The sequence below is a fragment of the Acuticoccus sediminis genome, from assembly GCF_003258595.1.
In the GTDB taxonomy this organism is placed as follows: domain Bacteria; phylum Pseudomonadota; class Alphaproteobacteria; order Rhizobiales; family Amorphaceae; genus Acuticoccus; species Acuticoccus sediminis.
Map to the genome: position 1 here is coordinate 20,615 of NZ_QHHQ01000006.1, position 18,556 is coordinate 39,170.

An 18,556-nucleotide genomic window follows, 5' to 3' on the forward strand; every position below is an offset into this window, starting at 1 on the left:
GACGCTCCTCCCTCTGACGGCTTGGGAGGCGACAAACAATGACAGTAAAGGCAATCCTTAAGGAGAAGGGCGGCGACGTCTTCACGATGTCTCCGGACGCCACACTGGTGGAGGTGGCGCAGGAACTTTCCCGTCGCAAGATTGGCGCTCTTCTCATCATGGACGGCGATCGACTGGCCGGTATCTTGTCCGAACGCGACATTGTCCGCCAGATTGCCCGTGCCGGGGCGGCCGCGCTTTCCGCGCCCGCGTCGTCGGTCATGACCCAGACGGTGCAGACCGCGACCATGGACGACCTCATCGAGGACGTCATGACGCGGATGACCAACTCCAGGTTCCGCCACATGCCCGTGGTGCACGAGGGCAAGGTGGCAGGCCTCATCTCCATCGGTGACGTGGTGAAACGCCGGATCGAGCAGGCCGTGCGCGAGCGCGACGAGATCCGCGACTACATCATGTCGACCTGACGCAAACGGTGGGCTGCGGGCTTCCGAGGCGCCCCCTGGAAGTCCCGCGGCCCCCTTGCCGGGCCGGCTGAGGAGAGCGTTGGACGGGTGCTGAAGGCCTATTTCGGAGATCTCGCGGACGGACGGATCGGGCGGGCCAGGTTCGTCGGCCTCTGGCTGGGGCTGATCGGCATGGCCCTTCTGGCCGCGCTGGCGATCGTCGTCGCGCTCGGTGCCGCCGTCCATCTCGCCGCCGGCGACCTCGAAGAGGTAGAGGCGGCCGTCGTCCCCGCCATCGGTATTCCGGCGATCGTCGTGCTGACCCTCGCCGGGTTCGCGTTCCTCTTCGCCAACCTCAACATCGTCGCCAAGCGGGCGCGCGACATCGGCTGGCCGGGCTGGCTCGTTGCGGTGCTCTACCTCGTCCTCTCGGGCGGCGCCTCGCAGGCCGGCGAGGGCGGGCATGGCGGTACGGCCGGCCTCGGCCTCGTCATGATGCTCGTCCTCGCGATCATTCCGGCCAACCTGTTCCGCAGGACGCCGCCGGACGGTCAGTCCTCCGGCCGCACCAGCGTCCCGTCCTCGCCGAGGGCGCGGTAGAAGCAGCTGCGCGCCCCGGTGTGGCAGGCACCGCCGTCGCCGCCGACCGTGACGCGGATCACCAGCGCGTCCTGATCGCAGTCGACGAGGATGCGCCGCACCGTCTGGATCTGGCCCGACGTCTCGCCCTTCTTCCAGAGCTTGCCCCGCGAGCGGCTGTAGTAGTGCACCTCGCCGGTCTCGAGGGTGGCGGCGAGCGCCGTACGATCCATGTGGGCGAGCATCAGGATGTCGCCGGTCGCATCGTCGACGGCGACGGCGGTCAGGAGGCCGTTGGCGTCGAATTTCGGGCGGAAGGTTGCTCCGCGCTCCTGCTCATTCGCATCGCTGGACGGTAGTTCAAGGCTGTTTGCGGCACGTGTCACGACATATATCCTGGCTCACGGAGGAGGGCCGTTATGCTGAGTGACCTCTACAACGACAAGATCCTGGGCTTCGCCGCAAATATCGAGCGGCTGGGGCGGCTCGACGCGCCGGACGCCAGCGCGACGCACCGCTCGCGCCTGTGTGGCAGCCAGGTGACCGTCGACGTCAAGATGAAGGACGGGCGCGTCGCCGACTTCGCGCACGAGGTAAAGGCGTGCGCCCTCGGGCAGGCCTCGTCCTCGATCATGGCGCGGCACGTGATCGGCGCCACCGTCGACGAGCTCCAGACGGTCCATGACCAGATGGAGAAGATGCTGAAGGAGGGCGGCCCGCCGCCGACCGGCGAGCGCTGGGAGGAGCTGAAGTACCTGGAGCCGGTGCGCGAGCACAAGTCCCGCCACGCCTCCACGATGCTCACCTTCGGTGCCACCCTAGAAGCCGCCCGCAAGGCGACCCTCGCCGAGGCCGCATGAGGCCGGTCGCGGCGACATTGCGCGGGGCGATCTACGTCTACCGCGTTCTCCTGTCGCCGATCCTCGGCCGTCAGTGCCGTTATCTCCCCACCTGCTCGCAGTATGCCGACGAAGCCGTGAAGCGCTATGGCGCCTGGACCGGCTCGTGGCTCACCCTGGCGCGCATCCTGCGCTGCAATCCGTTCGGTGCCGCAGGTTACGACCCGGTGCCGGACCTTCCCCCCGAAGCGGGCCGCCGCCCGTGGCGCCACGCCCGGTGGACCGCGCGCCACATGGACCCCGCCACGCGCATCGACCGCTCCGCCTGAGCCGCTCCGGCATGTCCCGGACCTGACTGCGGCTGGCGCCCGCCCGTCAGGTCAGCGGGCAGTCCGTCACGTCGAGCAGGATGCCGACGTGGCTCGACCTGTCGTAGGCGAGGCCCTGAAGGTTCACGTAGAGCGTACGGCCTTCGATGGTGATGTCGCCGTTGGCGACCGGCAGCGTGGTCACGCTGGCGTCCACGCTGGCGTTGTTGAAGACCAGGCAGTCCGGGGCGAACGAGAGGACGTAGCCGTTGAAGGTCGCGTCGGCGATCAGGCCTGGCGGAGAGGGGGAGAAATCGATCTCGATCCGGTTGGCGCTGATGTCGACGATGACCGGCACGACGTCGAGGCCGTTCTGCACGCCTTCGGGCAGCAGGCCGAACTCGATCTCGTCCGAGATCGTGGCGGTGTGGATGAGGCCCTGATAGCGGGGCTTGTCCGGCTCGTCGTAGGCGAGGACGCTGAACGCCGCCGTGCGCCCCAGCAGCGAGTCGGCTGCGGCAGGCGCGGCGGCATATGCGGTCAGGGCGGCGAGGCAGAGTGCCATGGCGCGGTAGTTCATGGTCCATCCGTCGACGAGCGCCCGCAGGGGCTGGACGGGAGAGACCCTAGCGCAACTTCGACCCTGATTGAATCAACCAGGACGACAGGTTCGCGGCCGGTCGGTCGGGAGGCGCGTCCGGGCTTCGTCGCCCGCTGCGTCCGGGCCCGCCGGTCGCCGGGCCGTCAGTGGCCGAAGCGGCCGATCCGGGTCTGCTCGCGCGGCGGAGCCAGGACCTGCATGACGGAGTAGAAGACGCGCCGGACAGCCGGCGAGGTGATGGCGTAGAGGATCATCGGTCGAACTTTCGGGTTCCGGTAGGCGTCCGGGGGACGCGTTGCACAAGACATGGGGCATCCCTCTCCGGTTGTGCACTTCGAATGTGCGATATCTGCCTGCCGCAAGTGCATAGCGGCGCGTCCGTGGGCGGAGGCGCCCGGCGTGCGCGGGAAACCGGGCGGACGGGGTGGCGTTCATCCCGCTCGCCGTGTGGCCGGCTGCGCGAAACCTCGGGACGAAGCCGCCGGCGAGGTGTCGGCCACGCGCCGGGCGATGTAAGAAGGACGGGAGCGCGCGGCCGTACCGAGGCCGATGCCGCGTGCGCGGGGGACCGCCCCGACCCTGGAGGACCGCGTTGAGCGATAGCGACGACACGAACGTTGACCTGAAGGCGGCGCTGGAAGAGCGCTACCTTGCCTACGCGCTGTCGACGATCATGCACCGTGCGCTGCCTGACGTGCGCGACGGCATGAAGCCGGTGCACCGGCGCCTGCTCTTCGCGATGCGCCAGCTCCGGCTCGACCCGGGCCAGGCCTTCAAGAAGTCCGCCCGCGTGGTGGGCGACGTCATCGGTAAGTACCACCCGCACGGCGACACCGCGGTCTACGACGCGCTGGTCCGCCTCGCGCAGGACTTCGCCGTGCGCTACCCGCTGGTCGACGGGCAGGGCAACTTCGGCACGGTCGACGGCGATAGCGCCGCCGCCATGCGTTACACCGAAGCGCGCATGACGGACGTCGCGCGGCTGCTGCTCGACGGCCTCGACGAGGACGCGGTCGACTTCCGCGACACCTATGACGGCTCCGAGCGCGAGCCGGTGGTGCTGCCGGGCGGATTTCCGAACCTCCTCGCCAACGGCGCGTCGGGCATCGCGGTGGGCATGGCGACGAACGTGCCGCCGCACAACGCCGCCGAGATCGCCGAAGCGGCGCTTCACCTCATCAAGCACCCCAACGCCCGGCTGGAGACGATCTTCGACCCGGACAACGGGCCGATCCGCGGTCCGGACTTCCCGACCGGCGGCGTGATCGTCGAGAGCGCGTCCTCCATGGCGGAGGCGTACCGCACCGGCCGCGGCGGCTTCCGCACCCGCGCCCGCTGGGAAATCGAGGACCTCGGCCGCGGGACCTGGCAGATCGTCGTCACGGAGATCCCGTACCAGGTCACGAAGTCCCGCCTGATCGAGCGCATCGCCGAGCTCCTGGACCAGAAGAAGCTGCCGCTCCTCGCTGACGTTCGCGACGAGAGCGCGGAGGACATCCGCGTCGTGCTGGAGCCCCGCTCCAAGACGGTGGACGCCGCGCTGCTGATGGAGAGCCTCTTCCGCGTCACCGACCTGGAGACCCGCATCCCGCTCAACATGAACGTCCTGATGGGCGGGCAGGTGCCGCGCGTGGTCGGGCTGATCGAGGTGATCCGCGCCTGGCTCGACCACCTCAAGGAGGTCGCGGTCCGCCGGGCGCAGCACCGGCTCGAGAAGGTCGTCCACCGCCTGGAGGTGCTCGACGGCTTCCTCGTCGTCTACCTCGACCTCGACCGCGTCATTCAGATCATCCGCTACGAGGACGATCCGAAGGCCGAGCTCATGAAGGTCTTCGAGCTGACCGAGGTGCAGGCCGAGGCCATCCTCAACATGCGCCTGCGGTCGTTGCGGCGCCTGGAAGAGATGGAGATCCGCAAGGAGCACGAGCGCCTGACCGCCGAGCGGGCGGAGCTCGAGGCGTTGCTCGGGTCGGAAGACAAGCAGTGGCAGAAGGTGGCCAGCTCGGTCCGCGAGGTGAGGAAGCTCTTCGGCCTCGACACGAAGCTCGGACATCGCCGGACCTCCTTCGCCGACGCCCCGTCCACCATCAGCGCCGACATCGTCGCCGAGGCGATGATCGAGCGCGAGCCGATCACCGTGGTCCTGTCGCAGAAGGGCTGGATCCGCGCATTGCGGGGCCACACAGACGACTTCGAGAAGCTGGCCTTCCGCCAGGACGACCAGATGGGCCACTGGTTCCACGCCCAGACGACCGACAAGCTGCTGATCCTCACGACCGACGGCCGCGTCTACACCCTCGGGGCCGACAAGCTGCCGGGCGGGCGCGGCCATGGCGAGCCGCTGCGGCTCATCCTGGAGCTCTCCGGTGGTGTCGAGATCTCGGCGATGTTCGTCTACGAGGCCGGGTCGCAGTGGCTCATCGCCTCGCAGATGGGGCGCGGCTTCATCGTCGGCGCGGACGACCTGATCGGCACGACCAAGCGCGGCCGCGCCGTCATGTCACCGGCCGACAGCGACGTCGCCATGCTGATCGTGCGGGCGGACGGGGACCACGTCGCGGTGATCGGCGAGAACCGCAAGCTGGTCGTCTTCCCGATCGAGCAGGTGCCGACGCTGGCGCGCGGCCGTGGCGTGCGGCTGCAGCGCTACAAGGACGGCGGCCTCTCCGACATCAAGACGTTCAAGGCGGCCGAGGGGCTGACCTGGCGCGACAAGTCGGGCCGGGAGCATCGCCGCTCGATGGACGACCTCGCCGACTGGCGCGGCGAGCGCGCCTCGGCCGGCCGCATGGCCCCGCAGGGCATGCCGCGCACGAACAAGTTCAACTGACGGCACCGCAGGCGCCCCTCCGCGGCGCCGCGACGACGCCACGCCCCGGAGCGCCCGGCGCACCGACGAGCCCGGGCGCCGAGGCTCAGGCGCGGCAGTCGCGCCCCACGCCCGTGTCGGTGCGTGGGGGCGGAAAAGATCAGGCCGGATCGGTGCGGGTGAGGGTGCCGAGTTCGGCGAAGAACGGCTCGTCGTAGTACCGGTAGGCCGACACGTCGCGGCGGTCGGCGATGCCGGCGCCCTTGATGCGCTGCTGCCCGCCGTCGACGAAGGTGAGGCCGTCGACGGTGGCGATGACGCGCTCCATCGCGGCGACGTAGTCGCTCGCCTCGAACAGGGCGAGCACCTGCCGCATCGTCTGCGAGGGGTTGGCGGTGAATGCCTCGTAGGGGAGGAGGAGGCGGTTGGTGCGCGCGCTGTGCACCCAGCGGTCGAGGAAGGTCTTGTACTCGAGCGCCTGCTTCAGGGCGAAGGCGCGGAACGCCTCCTCGCTGTCCTCGGTGGAGGAGGTGGCGATGCGCTGCTCCCAGTGGGAGACCACCGACGGCAGGAAGGAGCGGTACTGCACGATCAGCGGGTGATCGGACGGCAGCTCGGCCTTGAAGCCGAAGTCGTGCTGCTTGCTCATGTTGATGAGGCCCGCCCGCTCGCACGGGAAGCTGCCGCAGCAGGGCGAGTTCTCCATCTGCCGGGGCGTGTAGTACTCGCAGTAGCCGAACCAGCCCTGGAACGTCTGCCGCAGGATGCGTGACAGGAGGACGTGGCCCGAGCGCGGCCAGCTCACGTTGGCGACGTAGGGCAGGCGCCGGCCGGGCGCGTAGCCGTACTCGCGCGGCGTGGTGCGCTTGGGCGGCGCGCTGCTGTGCGTGACGCCGCTCTGGGCCTGGTCAGTCATCCGTTCCGTTCACCCGGGTCTCGCGACTATCCGCGCGACCAGCCCTTCGGACCGAGCCGCTCCTGCGGTTGGAAGCGGGTCTTGTAGGCCATCTTGTCCGAGCCATCGACCCAGTAGCCGAGATAAACGTACGGCAGGCCGATCTCCTTCGCGCGCATGATGTGGTCGAGGATCATGAACGTGCCGAGCGATGAGATCTGCAGGTCCGGCTCATAGAACGAGTAGACCATCGACAGGCCGTCGGAGAGGATGTCGGTCAGCGCGCAGCCGAGCAGCGGGCCGCGGTTGCGCCCGCCCGGCTCGCGGTATTCGAAGATGCGCGTGTCGACGTGGGTGTCTTCCACCATCATCGCGTAGTCGAGGACGGTCATGTCGGCCATGCCGCCGTCGGCGTGCCGCCGGTCGAGGTAGGCGCGGAAGATGCTGTACTGCTCGGACGAGGGGAGCGGCGGGCGCTCACGGCGCTCCAGCGCCATGTTCTCGCGCCAGACGCGTTTCAGCGAGCGCGTCCACTCGAACTCGTCGACCACCACGCGGACCGAGACGCAGGCGCGGCAGCCCTCGCAGGCGGGACGGTAGGCGATGTTCTGCGAGCGACGGAAGCCGCCCTGGGTGAGGAGATCGTTCAGCGCCTCGGCGCGCTCGCCCACGAGGTGGGTGAAGACCTTCCGCTCGTACCGGTCGGGCAGGTACGGGCACGGGGAAGGAGCCGTCAGATAGAACTGCGGGTGCTCGGACAGGCGGCGGACGGTGACCCTGCGGCGGGGACGGACCGGCGTCTCCCGCTCGGACTCGGCCATCGCGTTCTGGTCGAAGCGGTCGTTCGACTTCACCATGGGCTGATGGACGCCTCCGCCTTACCTTCCGCCGTTACGACACGGCCATCACAAACCATACCACCATGGGCCTATGATCGAGAATGCGCCCCACAGTAGCAGAACTAACGGGCCACCCGCGATGAGAAAGTCCCGGTATCGGTAATGGCCGGGTCCCATGACGAGCAGGTTCGTCTGATACGCCACCGGCGTCGCAAAGGATGCGTTCGCCGCGAGGATGACTGTGACGACGAAGGGTTCCGCCGGCAAGCCCAAGGTTGAGGCGATTCCGATTGCAATCGGAGTGAACAACACGGCGGCGGCGTTGTTCGTCATGATGTTCGTCGTCAGCGCGATCATGATGAAGAGCGCGGACATGACGACGCTCGGCGGCGCGCCGGCGAGGACCGACAGGAGACCGTGCGCGATGGCCTCCGCGCCGCCCGTCGCCGCCAGCGCGTTGGACGAGGCGATGGCCGAGGCGATCAGCATGATGATCCGGCTGTCGACCACGCGCGCGGCCTGGCGCGTGTTCAGACAGCGCGTCGCCAGCATCGCGAACGCGCCGAGGACGGCGGCGGCGGCGATGGGCATGATCCCGGTGGCGGCGCTGATGATCACCGACAGGAACACCGCGATGGCGGCGGGGGCGCGGCGGCGCGCCGGCACGTCGGCCGCGGTCCAGTCGATCAGGAGCACGTCGCGGTTGCCGCGCAGCTCCTCGATGGCCTTGCGCGGCCCGGCGAAGAGGAGGACGTCGCCCGCCTCCATGCGGATGTCCACCATCGGCATGCGCGGCATGCGCGAGCGGCGCTCGATGGCGAGGACGACGCAGCCGACCTCGCCGCGGAAGCCGGACTGGGCGACGGTGCGGCCGATCAGGCGCGAGCCGGGCGCGACGATCGCCTCGGCGAGGGTGACGACGCCCGGCGGCTTGTCGTCGCCGCCCTCCTGACCCATCACGGCCGACTTGGTGGAGAGCGCCCGCTCCAGCGCCTGACGCGTCGCCGCGACGATGACGATGTCGCCCGGCTGGAGCTTCACGTTCTCGAACGGGGGCAGGTGCGGCCGCTCCCCGCGCTGCACCAGCCGCACGGTCATGTCCTGGAGCTGGGGGAACATGCCCTGCTTGGACTCCGCGCCCACCAGCGGGTGGCCCGCGCGGATCGGGATCTCGGCGATGAACTGCTTGCCGCCCTGGGCGCGCATCGCCTCCGCCATGGAGCGGTTCTCGCGCAGCAGCAGCGGCATGACGCCGAGCACGTAGGGAAGGCCGATGCCGGCCACCATCAGCGCGAACGGCGTGAAGGAGAAGAAGGAGAGGTCCACCGCCCCCGCGTCGCGCGCGACGTTGGCGGCGAGCAGGTTGGTGGACGAGCCGATCAGGGTCGTCATGCCGCCGAGGATGGTGACGAACGACAGCGGCATCAGGAACCGCGACCCCGACGACTTCAGCGCCGTGGCGAGCGTCGCGATGATCGGGATGAACATCACCACGACGGGCGTATTGTTCAGGAAGGCCGAGAGCGCGGCGATGGAGATGAACGTGACCGCGATGCCGACGGTGCCGTGCTTGACCACCCATCGCACCAGGATCTGCGCCGGACGTTCCAGCGCGTCGGTGTGGAAGAGGCCCTGACCGACGATCAGCAGCGCCACGATGGTGATGAGGCCGGAGTTGGCGAATCCGGACAGGATGTCGGCCACGTCGAGCGACTGGTCGCCCGCGGGCAGGCCGAACACGGCGAACATCGCGACGTACGCTGCAAGGGTACCGAGGCTGATCGCCTCGATGGAGTAGCGCTCGGTCGCGTAGAGGATGGTGGAGACGGCGATGACGAGGAGGGTCCCCATCATCGCGATATCGGCTTCCATTTAGCGGTGGGCTCGCTTCATGATGGTGTCGCCTTGCGGTTTTGGCGCACGGACCTGCCGTTCGTCAAAGTGTTGCTCGGCGCCATCCACCTGTGGAATGGCGTCCTTTGCAGTCATGTCCGGTCCCCGCATCAAATGCATTGCTTCTCGGCGCGTCCTGCTACGAGGCCCATTCGATCTCCCTGTTCTCCAGCCGCAAACCTCTGCCACGCCGGCGAGGGCGGCGCCATCGGGGGGAGCGCTGTCCGCGCCGGCTGGTGGCGCGGTTGCAACACCGGTGCCTTTCGAAGCGTCTCGTGCATCAGGCTTCAGAAGCGCCCTTCGACGTGCTCGGACAGGCGCACCGTCAGACCGGCCGCGCGGACCGCCTCGACGATGCGTTCGGCGTGGGCGTCGTCGCGCGTCTCGATCGTCAGGCGAATCGAGGTCTCGCGCGCGAGGTGGGTGAGGGCGAGGCGATTGTGTGTCACCTCGAGGATGTTGCCGCCCGCGCCGCCGATGGCGGAGGTGATGCGGGCGAGGAGCCCCGGCTCGTCCGGATAGTCGGACTCGATGGAGATGATCCGCCCCGCCCGCGTCAGCTCGCGCACCATGATGGAGGCGGCTATGCGGGGGTCGATGTTGCCGCCGCACAGGACGAGGCCGACGTTGCGGCCGCGGAAGCGCTCCGGCTGGGCGAGCATCGCGGCGAGGCCCGCCGCGCCCGCGCCCTCGGCCATCGTCTTCTGCAGGGTGAGGTAGGCGTTGACGGCCCACTCGAGCGTCGGCTCGTCGACGAGGATCACGTCCTCGACCAGCTCGGCGATGATCGGCAGCGTCACCTTGCCGATGGTCTTGACCGCGATGCCCTCGGCGATCGTCGAGCCGCCGCACTTGCCGACCTCGCCGCGCAGGGCCGCATGGCACGACGGGAAGAGCGCAGCCTCGACGCCGATGATCTCGACCTCCGGTTTCACGGACTTGGCCGCCGTGGCGATGCCGGCGATGAGGCCGCCGCCGCCGATGGGGACGACGATGGTGTCGAGGTCCGGCACCTCGGCCAGCATCTCGAAGCCGATGGTCCCCTGGCCGGTGACGATTCGCGGATCGTCGTAGGGGTGGATGAGAAGCCGTCCCTCGGCCGAGGCGATCTCGGCGCAGGCGATGGCGCTCTCGGCGATGGTCTCGCCCGCCAGCACGACGCGCGCGCCATGGCCCTCGGTGGCGGCGACCTTCACGAAGGGCGTGCGCTCCGGCATGACGATGACGGACGATATGCCGAGTCTGGCCGAGTGGTAGGCGACCGCCTGAGCGTGGTTGCCGGCCGACATGGCGATGACGCCGCCGGCACGCTCCTCGGCGGTCAGCGAGACGAGCTTGTTGTAGGCGCCGCGCTCCTTGAAGGACGCGGTCGGCTGCATGTTCTCGTACTTGACGAAGACGTTGGCTCCGGTGAGCTGCGACAGGCGCGGCGCGGCGAGGCACGGCGTCTTGAGGACGACGCCCTCGAGGCGGGCGGCCGCCTCGCGGATCGCGTCCGGGCTGATCGTGGGCGCGGGCGCGTCCATCGTGGCTCGGGATCAGCCGGCGGCGAGGCGGCGCGCGGCGCGCGGCGCGTGGTAGGTGAGGATGCCGTCGGCCCCGGCGCGCTTGAACGCCATCAGGCTCTCCATCATCGCGCGCTCCCCGTCGAGCCAGCCGTTGGCGGCGGCGGCCTCGATCATCGCGTACTCGCCGGACACCATGTAGGCGAAGGTCGGCACGGCGAATTTCTCGCGCACGCGGCGCACCACGTCGAGGTAGGGCATGCCGGGCTTGACCATGACCATGTCCGCCGCCTCGTCGAGGTCGAGGGCGACCTCGCGCATCGCCTCGTCGCCGTTGGCGGGATCGAGCTGGTAGGTCCGCTTGTCGCCCTTCAGCGCGCCGGATGCGCCGACCGCGTCGCGGAACGGGCCGTAGAAGGCCGATGCGAACTTGGCGGCATAGGCCATGATGAGGACGTTCTCGTGCCCCGCCTCGTCGAGCGCGGTGCGGATGGCGCCGATGCGCCCGTCCATCATGTCCGACGGGGCGATGATGTGGCAGCCGGCCTCCACCTGGGTGAGGGCCTGGCGAATCAGCGCCTCGACCGTGATGTCGTTGACGATCTCGTCGCCGACCATGATCCCGTCGTGGCCGTGGCTGGTGTAGGGGTCGAGCGCGACGTCGGTCATGATGCCGACGCCGGGAGCGCGGCGGGCGATCTCGCGGCAGGACCGGCACACGAGGTTGTCGGCGTTGTAGGCCTCGCTCCCCTGTTCGTCGCGCTTGTCCGGCCCGGTGTACGGGAAGAGGGCGACGGCGGGGATCTTCAGCTCGGCCGCCTCCTCGGCGGCGGCGCCGATCTCGTCCACCGACAGGCGGAAGACGCCGGGCATGGAGGGCACGGGCTCGCGCACGCCGTGCCCCTCGGTCACGAACATCGGCCAGATGAGATCGTCGACCGTCAGCGTGTTCTCGCGCACGAGGCGGCGCGACCAATCCATCCGGCGAGTCCGGCGCATCCGCCGGCCCTTGAGCACGCCGGCGACGTCGACGGGCGAGCCGCCGATCGTGCGGGGGTCGATATCCATGATTGCCTCTTCTCACCGCTTGGGCCGCGATCTTAACGGATCGGGCCGGCCGCCGTCCACGCGCTCGCGGAGGGTCAGGGGTGCGGTGTTGCCGGGGCGGCTACATCGCTCGGGCGAAACGCGAACTCGGCGAGCGGCATGTAGAGGAGGGCGACGATCAGGAACGGCTCGACGATGTCGTGCTCCGCAGCGCTGACGAGACCGGCGAGGAGGAGGGCGTAGTCGGCCGCGCTCGCCAGCAGGACGACGACGAGGCCGACGGCGAGGAACTGCAGGACGTGCGCCGCGCCGCGGCGCGGATCGCGGAAGACGAAGGCGGCGAGGGGGATGTAGCTCGCGAGGAGGAGCGCCGTTCCCGTGATCAGCGGGACGAGGATGAGCCGCGCGTCCCAGGGCGAGGCGGGCTTGCCGAAGTTGTGGGTCGTGAACACGGCGACCTCGCGGGCGATGAGTGGCTCCAGCGCGACGAACACGGCGGCGAAGACGATATAGCCCGCGATCTGCGACACCGGATGCGCCGCCGGCGGCGCGGCGTGCCCCGTCGCGGCATCGGCGTCGGCAGAGGTGGCGGAGGGGCGGATCGCGGACAGGGCTGGCTCCGGAGCTGACGGCACGGCGTTCTCGCCGTGCCGACTGTGGCGCACCGGGCCGGTCCCCGCCAGTGACGCCTGCGTGTTCCGCCCACGAGCGCCATGCGCCGGCCCCGCGTCTGCGGGCGCCGGATCGGAGTTCGGTGATCAGAAGGAGCCGAGCGAGCTCGCCAGCAGGATCACCACGATGAGGGCGAGGAGCGCGCTCACCACGCCCGCCATGACGATGTCGAAGTAGCTGTCCTTGTGGGTGGAGCCGCACACGGCGAGCATCGTCACGACCGCGCCGTTGTGGGGCAGGCTGTCGAGCGTGCCCGAGGAGATCACCGCGACGCGGTGGAGCACGGCCGGGTCGAGCCCGGTGGTCGCGGCGATCTCCATGAAGGTCGGCCCCAGCGCCTCGAGGGCGATGGTCATGCCGCCCGACGCCGAGCCGGTGAGCGCGGCGAGGATGTTGGTTGCGACCGCCAGGCTGACGAGCGGCCCGCCTTCGATCCCCAGCACCCAGTCCTTCACCATCTCGAACGCCGGCAGCGCCGCGACCACGGCGCCGAAGCCGACGAGGCTCGCGACGCTGAGGATCGGCAGCACCGAGGCGTTGGCGCCCGCGTCCACGCTGTCGCGCAGCTTCGGCAGGCGCCGGAAGGAGGTGACGAGGAGCGCGATGATGCCCGACAGCAGCGCCACGGCGACGGCCCACACACCGCCGACGGCGCCGAGGCTGGTTCCGCCCCAGCGCGGCTCGGCGAGGAAGCCGAAGTCGAGGCTCGGCAGGACGAGCTGGGCCATCAGCAGGTTGACGACGACCACCACGGCGAGCGGCAGCACGGCCAGCGCGAACGTCGGCTGCTTGGCGCTCCTTTCGCCGGCCTCGATCTCGATCGGGTCGAACTCGCTCGCGGTGGTTGCAAGCTCGCGGACCTTGAGGTCGTCGGACGCGGCGGCGGGCTCGGCCTCGCCGTAGCCCTCTCCGGCGGCGGCGGCCCGGGCGCGGCGGAAGTTCAGCCACCAGAGCCCGAAGCCGAGCATCACCACGGAGGCGATGAGGCCGAGGCCGGGCGCGGCGAACGCGGTGGTGCCGAAGAACGGCATCGGGATCGCGTTCTGGATCGCCGGCGTGCCGGGGAGCGCCGACATGGTGAAGGTGGAGGTGCCGAGTGCGACGGCGGCCGGCAGCAGGCGCTTGGGCACCGAGCCGGCGCGGAAGAGCGCCTGACCCATCGGCGCGATCACGAAGAAGGCGACGAAGAGGCTCACGCCGCCGTAGGTGACCAGCGCGCCGGCGAGCACGACCGCGAGGATGGCGCGCTTCGGCCCCAGCGTCCTCGTCATGAAGTCGGCGATCGCGTTCACCGAGCCGGAGTCGTCCATCAGCTTGCCGAACAGTGCGCCCAGCAGGAAGAGGGGGAAGAACTGGGCGACGAAGCCGGCGGCGGCCCCCATGAAGGTCTGCGTCCAGTGGGCGAGCAGCGGCTCGCCGGAGAAGGCCGCCGCGACCAGCGCGGCGAGCGGCGCGAGGAGGAGGATCGTCCAGCCCCGGAAGGCGAGCGCCATCAGGACCGCGAGGCCGATCAGAATTCCCAGAAGGCCCATCCGGTCACACTCCCTCGAGCAGGCTTTCGAAGTCGAACGAGGAGCGCACGCCGACGTCGGCCCCGTGCTCGGTGGCGAACGCGTCCGCGGCCTTGCGGCCCTCGTCGCGCAGCATCCGCAGGAAGCCCCATTCGGCGTTCAGCTTCGAGGACGCGCTCAGCTCCACCATCATGTCGCTCGCGATGCGGTGGAGGCGCATCTCCGCCCACTGCCGGCCCTCGGTGTTGCCGGGGTCGACCACCTGGCGCATCAGCGCGATCATCTTCAGCTCCTTCAGCAGCGTCGCGTTGAAGGAGACCTCGTTGACGCGGTTGAGGATGTCGCGGGCGTGCCGCGGCACCTCCTGGCGCGTCACCGGGTTGATCTGGACGAGGAAGGTGTCGCGCGACTGGCACTCGCGCACCAGCGGCGCGATCGACGGGTTGCCGGCGTAGCCGCCGTCCCAGTAGGCCTCGCCGTCGATCCACACCGGCTCGTACATCGTCGGCAGGCAGGCGGAGGCGAGGAGGACGTCCGCCGTGATCTCCTCGCGGCGGAACACGCGGCCGCGCCCGGTGCGCACGTTGGTTGCGGTGATGAAGAGCTTGATCGGTCCTTCGGCGAGCGCCTTGAAGTCGATCGTCTCGTTGAGGATGTCGCGCAGCGGGTTCCAGCTGAAGACACCGCTCATCGCCGCGGGCGAGACGAAGCGGGCCATCAGGTCGGCGGCGATGTACATCGGCGAATTGTCGAGCGTGTAGTTGCCGAACATCCGGTCGATGGGCGTGCGCTGGAACGGGCTCACCTTCGCCGCGCGCGAGACGGCGCGCCAGAAGTCGTGCAGCGCCTTGCGCGCGCCGTCGCGGCCCCCCGCCGTCATGCCGTGGGCGAAGACGGCGGCGTTCATCGCCCCCGCCGAGGTGCCCGAGATCGCCTCCACCTCGATCCACGGATAGTCGAGGAGGCGGTCGAGCGCGCCCCAGGCGAAGGCGCCGTGGGAGCCGCCGCCCTGGAGGGCGAGGTCGACCCAGAGCGGGGCGCGATCGGGCGGGATGTCCGCCGTGTCGTCAGTCGTCGTCATCGTGTTCTCCGTCTCGTGACCCCGGCACTCCCCCCTTCTATTGTTATGTTTGGGCGCATTATATGCGAAGTCTCAGCGCCCCATGTCGATCGTATGCTCTCGCGGTTTGACGGCCGCGTCGAGGTTGCCGGCCGCGCCGCTGTTCCGCGGCGAGACCGATGGCGAGCACCCGGGCGAAACCGGTATCGAAGGTCATGTCGAGGGCGGGGCATCGTTTCGTAGGTGTACCCTCGTCCCTCGACAGGTTCGTGACTGTCCGCGCCCGTGTCCCGGACCGCCGCTCCTCCGGGGAGGGGGCCCTTGATCCGGACGCGGACGGCGCGTGGCGCGGAACCGCCGGCGGGTCAGATCAGCTCGACCTTGCCGGTCGCGATGTCGTAGACGCCGGCCGCCGACGCCAGCTTCCCCGCGCCGCTCAGCTCGGACAGGATCGGCCCGGTCTCGACCGCCTTCGCGGCGTTGAGCTTCGCGTTGCGTCTGGTCGCGGCGACCAGCAGGTCGGCGGGGTTCTCCTCCATCACGTCGTAGACGGCGGGGCGCAGGGCGTTGACGAGGCTCGGCAGGTGACCCGGCGGGAGCTCGCGGTCCTCGATGGAGTCGATCGTCGCGACGACCGCGCCGCAGGAGGAGTGGCCCAGGACGAGGATGGTCTGCACGCCGAGCACGGCGGCGCCGAACTCCAGGCTGGCCAGGCCGTCCTCGTTGATGAAGTTGCCGGCGACGCGCACCACGAAGATGTCGCCCGGCCCCTGGTCGAAGATCAGCTCGGGCGAGACGCGCGAATCGGAGCAGCTCACGACCGCCGCGAACGGCTGCTGACCCGCCGCCCGCTCGGCGCGGCCGACAGAGTGGTCGGTGTTGATCGGCTGGTTCGCGACGTAGCGCGCGTTGCCTTCCATCAGCCGCTGCAGCGCCTCCTCCGGGGAGGACGGGCGGCCGGCCGCCGGGGTCTGCGCCGCAGCCTTCACGAGTGGCGCCGCGGCGAGCGGAAGGGCAAGGCTGCCCGCGATCACGGTCCGGCGGGACAGCGTCCCACCCTCACAAGTCCGGCACATGGGTCTTCCTCCGTATTGTCTGGGCCTATCGATTTTTCGGGCCGTCGATTTTTCGGGCCGTCGGGTCTCCGGGCCGTCGATCGTGCGCGGCGCCTCCGGGCGATCCGGCACGCCGGGCGGTCGCCGGACCGACGGCACGCTGTGGTCGCCGGCTAGCCGGCGCGGCCGACGACAACGGCGGGGCAGGGCGGCAGCGGCGCTACCGGCAATGTTCGTGGTTTCAACGGGCCGCTCTGTCCGACTGGTTGCATCGATACGAGCGAACCTACGATTGTCACAGCGTCGCGATAAATGGCTGGGCGTCCCAGAAAGAGGCACAGCGTCCCAATATCGACGTTTCTCGGCCGCATTCGGACGCGAGGCCGACCACCGGCGCATCGAGCGCGTGGCGGGGCGAGCGCGACAGGGCGCCCGCCGATCGGGCGGTCGCCGCCGGACGGGGGATGAGCGAGGGGCGGGAGCCTGGGCACGCCCCCCGAAATGGCTTGGATGAAGGGTAGCGAAATGTGGACGGGCGGGTCCGCTCCTGCGGGACCCGGCCCGGTTCAGTGCGCGTTGCGCTGGCGCCAGGTCTCGAGCTGGCCGAGGACGGTCTCGAGGTTCGTCACGTCGACGTAGCGGCGGCCGATGTCGCGCAGGTTGTCGTGGTGCGGGCCTTCCTCGATGTCGCCGACGCAGTCTTCCGGCACGATGGTGCGGTAGCGATGGCTGAACGCGTCGATGGCGCTGGCGCGGATGCACCCGGAGGTGTTGCAACCGGTGACGATGACGGTATCCACCCGCTCCTTGGCGAAGAAGTCGGCGACGCCGGTCTGGAAGAAGATGGACGGGCCCTTCTTGCAGACCACGACGTCGTAGCCGGGCTGATGGATGCGCGGGTCGAGGGCGATGGACGGGTGGTCGTCGCGGAACGTGTCGCGCACGGCCGTGATCTTCCAGTACGGCATCTCACGCTCGTTCATGTACGAGGTGTAGCAGCTCGCCACCGGCACGTCGTAGCGCCGCGCCACCTCGAGGAGCCTGGCCGTGTTCTCGACCGCGCGCATGACGAGCGGGGCGCCGCCGAGCGGGTATTGCGGGTCGGTAAAGCCGACCTGGAAGTCGACCACGACGATGCCTGGCTTGTCCCCGAACCCGACCGGGATCTCGCCGTAGCTGCGGTTGGAATAGTCGTCGCTCACCGAAACGCTCCTTCGTTGGCATGACACCTATCAGGCAAGTGGCATGCCATTGGCGGGAATTTGCAAGGGCCCGGGGTGCCGCGGGCGGGTCATTCGACGAGCGCGATGCCGAGCATCCTCGTGGTGATCTGGAAGTAGAGGAAGAGGCCGACGACATCGACGATGGTGGTGAGCGCCGGACCGGCGAAGACGGCCGGGTCGACGCGGATGACGAGCGCGATCAGCGGCAGCATCGCGCCGATCAGCACCGACACGACGACGGTGACGGCGATGGCGACGCCGATCGCGACGCCGATTCCTTCCAGGGTGAGGGCCGTCGGGACGTCGCTGCCGTTGGAGATGAACCACACCTTCAGCACCGCGAAGAGGAAGAGGATCGCGGCGAGCCCGAGCCCGACCCGCGTCTCCTTCCAGAGGACCCGGCCGGCGTCGCGCAGGCCGACGCCGCCGGTCGCGATGGCGCGCAGCACCAGCGAGGCCGACTGGGTGCCGACGTTGCCGCCCGTGTCGGCGACCATCGGCATGTAGAGGGCGAGGATGACGAGCGCGTCGAGGGCGTCCTCGTAGATGTGGACGATGTAGCCCGCCATCAGGCCGGCGACGGCGAGGCCGAGGATCCAGGGCGCGCGCCGCCGCATCTCGCCGGCAAACGAGACGTCGAGGTAGGCGCTCTCCTGCGGCGTCGACTGGATGGCGCTGAAGCGGTCGGCGTCCTCCCGCGCCTCCGCCTCGAGGCAGCGCTGGGCGTCGTCGAAGGTGATGATGCCGACGAGGGTGCCGTCGCCGTCCAGCACCGGCAGGGCGAGGGCGCGCGCCTCGACGAGACGGCGGGCGGCTTCCTCGTCGCCGTCGTCGACGCGCGCGCTCGTCGGGGAGCGGTCGAGGAGGCCGGCGACGGGCGCCCTGCGGTCGGCTGCGATGAGCGAGCGCAGGTCCGCCGTGCCGACGAGGCGGTGGGCCGCGTCCACGGCGAAGACGAGGTAGATCGTCTCGGCGTCGCTGGCGGCGGCGAGCTGGTGCAGCGCCTCGCCGACGGTGAGGGTCTCCGCCACGGCCGCGTAGCGCGAGGTCATGATGGCGCCGGCGGTGCCGTCCTCGTGGGACGCGAGGCGCATCACCTCCTGGCGGCGCCGCTCGCCGATGGCGGCGAGGACCGCCGCCCGTTGCCGCTTGGGGAGCTGGCGCAGGGCGCGGGCGGCCTCGTCCGGCGACGTCGCGGCGAGGGCGTCGATGGTCCGGGCGATGTCGGGGGCGGGCGGCTGGTCGGGGGGCGTCACGGGTGCGATGGACCTCGG

The 18,556-nt window shown here is 69.9% G+C and carries 18 protein-coding genes; 5 read left to right on the forward strand and 13 right to left on the reverse strand.

Annotated features, from left to right (window positions below; genetic code table 11):
• Window positions 1-38: 38 nt before the first annotated feature.
• Together DLJ53_RS24100 and DLJ53_RS24105 are read left to right on the forward strand one after the other, a co-directional pair.
• Window positions 39-467 carry a CBS domain-containing protein gene (locus DLJ53_RS24100; RefSeq protein WP_111350013.1) on the forward strand — a complete coding sequence of 143 codons (429 nt, stop codon included), beginning with the start codon at window positions 39-41 and terminating at the stop codon, window positions 465-467.
• A gap of 87 nt (window positions 468-554) precedes the next feature.
• Window positions 555-1,046 carry a DUF805 domain-containing protein gene (locus DLJ53_RS24105; RefSeq protein ID WP_111350015.1) on the forward strand — a complete coding sequence of 164 codons (492 nt, stop codon included), beginning with the start codon at window positions 555-557 and terminating at the stop codon, window positions 1,044-1,046.
• Here DLJ53_RS24105 and hisI read toward each other — a convergent pair.
• Window positions 998-1,411: a phosphoribosyl-AMP cyclohydrolase gene (gene hisI, locus DLJ53_RS24110; RefSeq protein ID WP_111350017.1), complete on the reverse strand. Its 414-nt coding sequence runs from the start codon at window positions 1,409-1,411 to the stop codon at window positions 998-1,000. The genes DLJ53_RS24105 and hisI overlap by 49 nt on opposite strands.
• Before the next feature lie 33 nt (window positions 1,412-1,444).
• On the opposite strand from hisI, the gene DLJ53_RS24115 reads away from it, so the two are divergent.
• Entirely contained in the window at window positions 1,445-1,885 is a 441-nt protein-coding gene (locus tag DLJ53_RS24115) for an iron-sulfur cluster assembly scaffold protein (protein ID WP_111350019.1), read from the forward strand.
• Window positions 1,882-2,193, forward strand: coding sequence for a membrane protein insertion efficiency factor YidD (gene yidD, locus DLJ53_RS24120; protein WP_111350021.1), 312 nt, complete (start codon window positions 1,882-1,884; stop codon window positions 2,191-2,193). Before DLJ53_RS24115 ends, yidD begins: the two co-directional genes overlap by 4 nt.
• Before the next feature lie 46 nt (window positions 2,194-2,239).
• Here yidD and DLJ53_RS24125 read toward each other — a convergent pair whose 3' ends face one another.
• Window positions 2,240-2,752, reverse strand: a complete 513-nt coding sequence (locus DLJ53_RS24125) for a hypothetical protein (protein ID WP_111350023.1) — start codon at window positions 2,750-2,752, stop codon at window positions 2,240-2,242.
• A gap of 613 nt (window positions 2,753-3,365) precedes the next feature.
• Between DLJ53_RS24125 and parC the strand changes: the two genes are divergently transcribed.
• Window positions 3,366-5,603 (forward strand): DNA topoisomerase IV subunit A, encoded by a 2,238-nt coding sequence (gene parC / locus DLJ53_RS24130; RefSeq protein ID WP_111350025.1) that lies wholly within the window; start codon window positions 3,366-3,368, stop codon window positions 5,601-5,603.
• A 139-nt stretch (window positions 5,604-5,742) separates the two neighbouring features.
• Here parC and DLJ53_RS24135 read toward each other — a convergent pair whose 3' ends face one another.
• The 11 genes from DLJ53_RS24135 to mgtE all read right to left on the reverse strand — a co-directional run bounded on the left by DLJ53_RS24135 (window position 5,743) and on the right by mgtE (window position 18,538).
• Window positions 5,743-6,498, reverse strand: coding sequence for a hypothetical protein (locus DLJ53_RS24135; protein WP_111350027.1), 756 nt, complete (start codon window positions 6,496-6,498; stop codon window positions 5,743-5,745).
• A 26-nt stretch (window positions 6,499-6,524) separates the two neighbouring features.
• The gene (locus DLJ53_RS24140) at window positions 6,525-7,298 is read right to left on the reverse strand and encodes an arginyltransferase (protein ID WP_202913350.1); all 774 of its coding nucleotides are present in this window, start codon (window positions 7,296-7,298) and stop codon (window positions 6,525-6,527) included.
• Window positions 7,299-7,382: 84 nt separating this feature from the next.
• Window positions 7,383-9,188, reverse strand: coding sequence for a sodium:proton antiporter (locus tag DLJ53_RS24145; protein WP_111350029.1), 1,806 nt, complete (start codon window positions 9,186-9,188; stop codon window positions 7,383-7,385).
• A 308-nt stretch (window positions 9,189-9,496) separates the two neighbouring features.
• Window positions 9,497-10,735, reverse strand: coding sequence for a threonine ammonia-lyase (locus tag DLJ53_RS24150; protein WP_111350031.1), 1,239 nt, complete (start codon window positions 10,733-10,735; stop codon window positions 9,497-9,499).
• 12 nt (window positions 10,736-10,747) lie between these two features.
• Entirely contained in the window at window positions 10,748-11,713 is a 966-nt protein-coding gene (gene hemB / locus DLJ53_RS24155) for a porphobilinogen synthase (RefSeq protein ID WP_226583013.1), read from the reverse strand.
• 143 nt (window positions 11,714-11,856) lie between these two features.
• Window positions 11,857-12,396: a hypothetical protein gene (locus DLJ53_RS24160; protein WP_111350035.1), complete on the reverse strand. Its 540-nt coding sequence runs from the start codon at window positions 12,394-12,396 to the stop codon at window positions 11,857-11,859.
• A 123-nt stretch (window positions 12,397-12,519) separates the two neighbouring features.
• Window positions 12,520-13,965: a GntP family permease gene (locus DLJ53_RS24165; protein WP_111350037.1), complete on the reverse strand. Its 1,446-nt coding sequence runs from the start codon at window positions 13,963-13,965 to the stop codon at window positions 12,520-12,522.
• A gap of 4 nt (window positions 13,966-13,969) precedes the next feature.
• A complete protein-coding gene (locus DLJ53_RS24170) occupies window positions 13,970-15,025 on the reverse strand; it encodes a patatin-like phospholipase family protein (RefSeq protein ID WP_111350039.1) in 1,056 nt (351 codons plus the stop codon).
• 344 nt (window positions 15,026-15,369) lie between these two features.
• Window positions 15,370-16,080, reverse strand: a complete 711-nt coding sequence (locus tag DLJ53_RS24175) for a carbonic anhydrase (RefSeq protein ID WP_111350041.1) — start codon at window positions 16,078-16,080, stop codon at window positions 15,370-15,372.
• A 545-nt stretch (window positions 16,081-16,625) separates the two neighbouring features.
• A complete protein-coding gene (locus DLJ53_RS24180) occupies window positions 16,626-17,261 on the reverse strand; it encodes an isochorismatase family protein (RefSeq protein WP_111350043.1) in 636 nt (211 codons plus the stop codon).
• Window positions 17,262-17,350: 89 nt separating this feature from the next.
• A complete protein-coding gene (mgtE, locus tag DLJ53_RS24185) occupies window positions 17,351-18,538 on the reverse strand; it encodes a magnesium transporter (RefSeq protein ID WP_162409512.1) in 1,188 nt (395 codons plus the stop codon).
• Between the last annotated feature and the right edge of the window lie 18 nt (window positions 18,539-18,556).

Excerpts from the sequence above, each read along its gene's own strand:
- DLJ53_RS24165 (WP_111350037.1), bottom strand. The coding sequence starts at position 13,965 with ATGGGCCTTCTGGGAATTCTGATCGGCCTCGCGGTCCTGATGGCGCTC.
- yidD (WP_111350021.1), top strand. The coding sequence starts at position 1,882 with ATGAGGCCGGTCGCGGCGACATTGCGCGGGGCGATCTACGTCTACCGC.
- DLJ53_RS24135 (WP_111350027.1), bottom strand. The coding sequence starts at position 6,498 with ATGACTGACCAGGCCCAGAGCGGCGTCACGCACAGCAGCGCGCCGCCC.
- DLJ53_RS24125 (WP_111350023.1), bottom strand. The coding sequence starts at position 2,752 with ATGAACTACCGCGCCATGGCACTCTGCCTCGCCGCCCTGACCGCATAT.
- DLJ53_RS24140 (WP_202913350.1), bottom strand. The coding sequence starts at position 7,298 with ATGGCCGAGTCCGAGCGGGAGACGCCGGTCCGTCCCCGCCGCAGGGTC.
- DLJ53_RS24145 (WP_111350029.1), bottom strand. The coding sequence starts at position 9,188 with ATGGAAGCCGATATCGCGATGATGGGGACCCTCCTCGTCATCGCCGTC.
- DLJ53_RS24115 (WP_111350019.1), top strand. The coding sequence starts at position 1,445 with ATGCTGAGTGACCTCTACAACGACAAGATCCTGGGCTTCGCCGCAAAT.
- DLJ53_RS24170 (WP_111350039.1), bottom strand. The coding sequence starts at position 15,025 with ATGACGACGACTGACGACACGGCGGACATCCCGCCCGATCGCGCCCCG.
- DLJ53_RS24150 (WP_111350031.1), bottom strand. The coding sequence starts at position 10,735 with ATGGACGCGCCCGCGCCCACGATCAGCCCGGACGCGATCCGCGAGGCG.
- DLJ53_RS24175 (WP_111350041.1), bottom strand. The coding sequence starts at position 16,080 with ATGTGCCGGACTTGTGAGGGTGGGACGCTGTCCCGCCGGACCGTGATC.
- hemB (WP_226583013.1), bottom strand. The coding sequence starts at position 11,713 with ATGCGCCGGACTCGCCGGATGGATTGGTCGCGCCGCCTCGTGCGCGAG.
- DLJ53_RS24100 (WP_111350013.1), top strand. The coding sequence starts at position 39 with ATGACAGTAAAGGCAATCCTTAAGGAGAAGGGCGGCGACGTCTTCACG.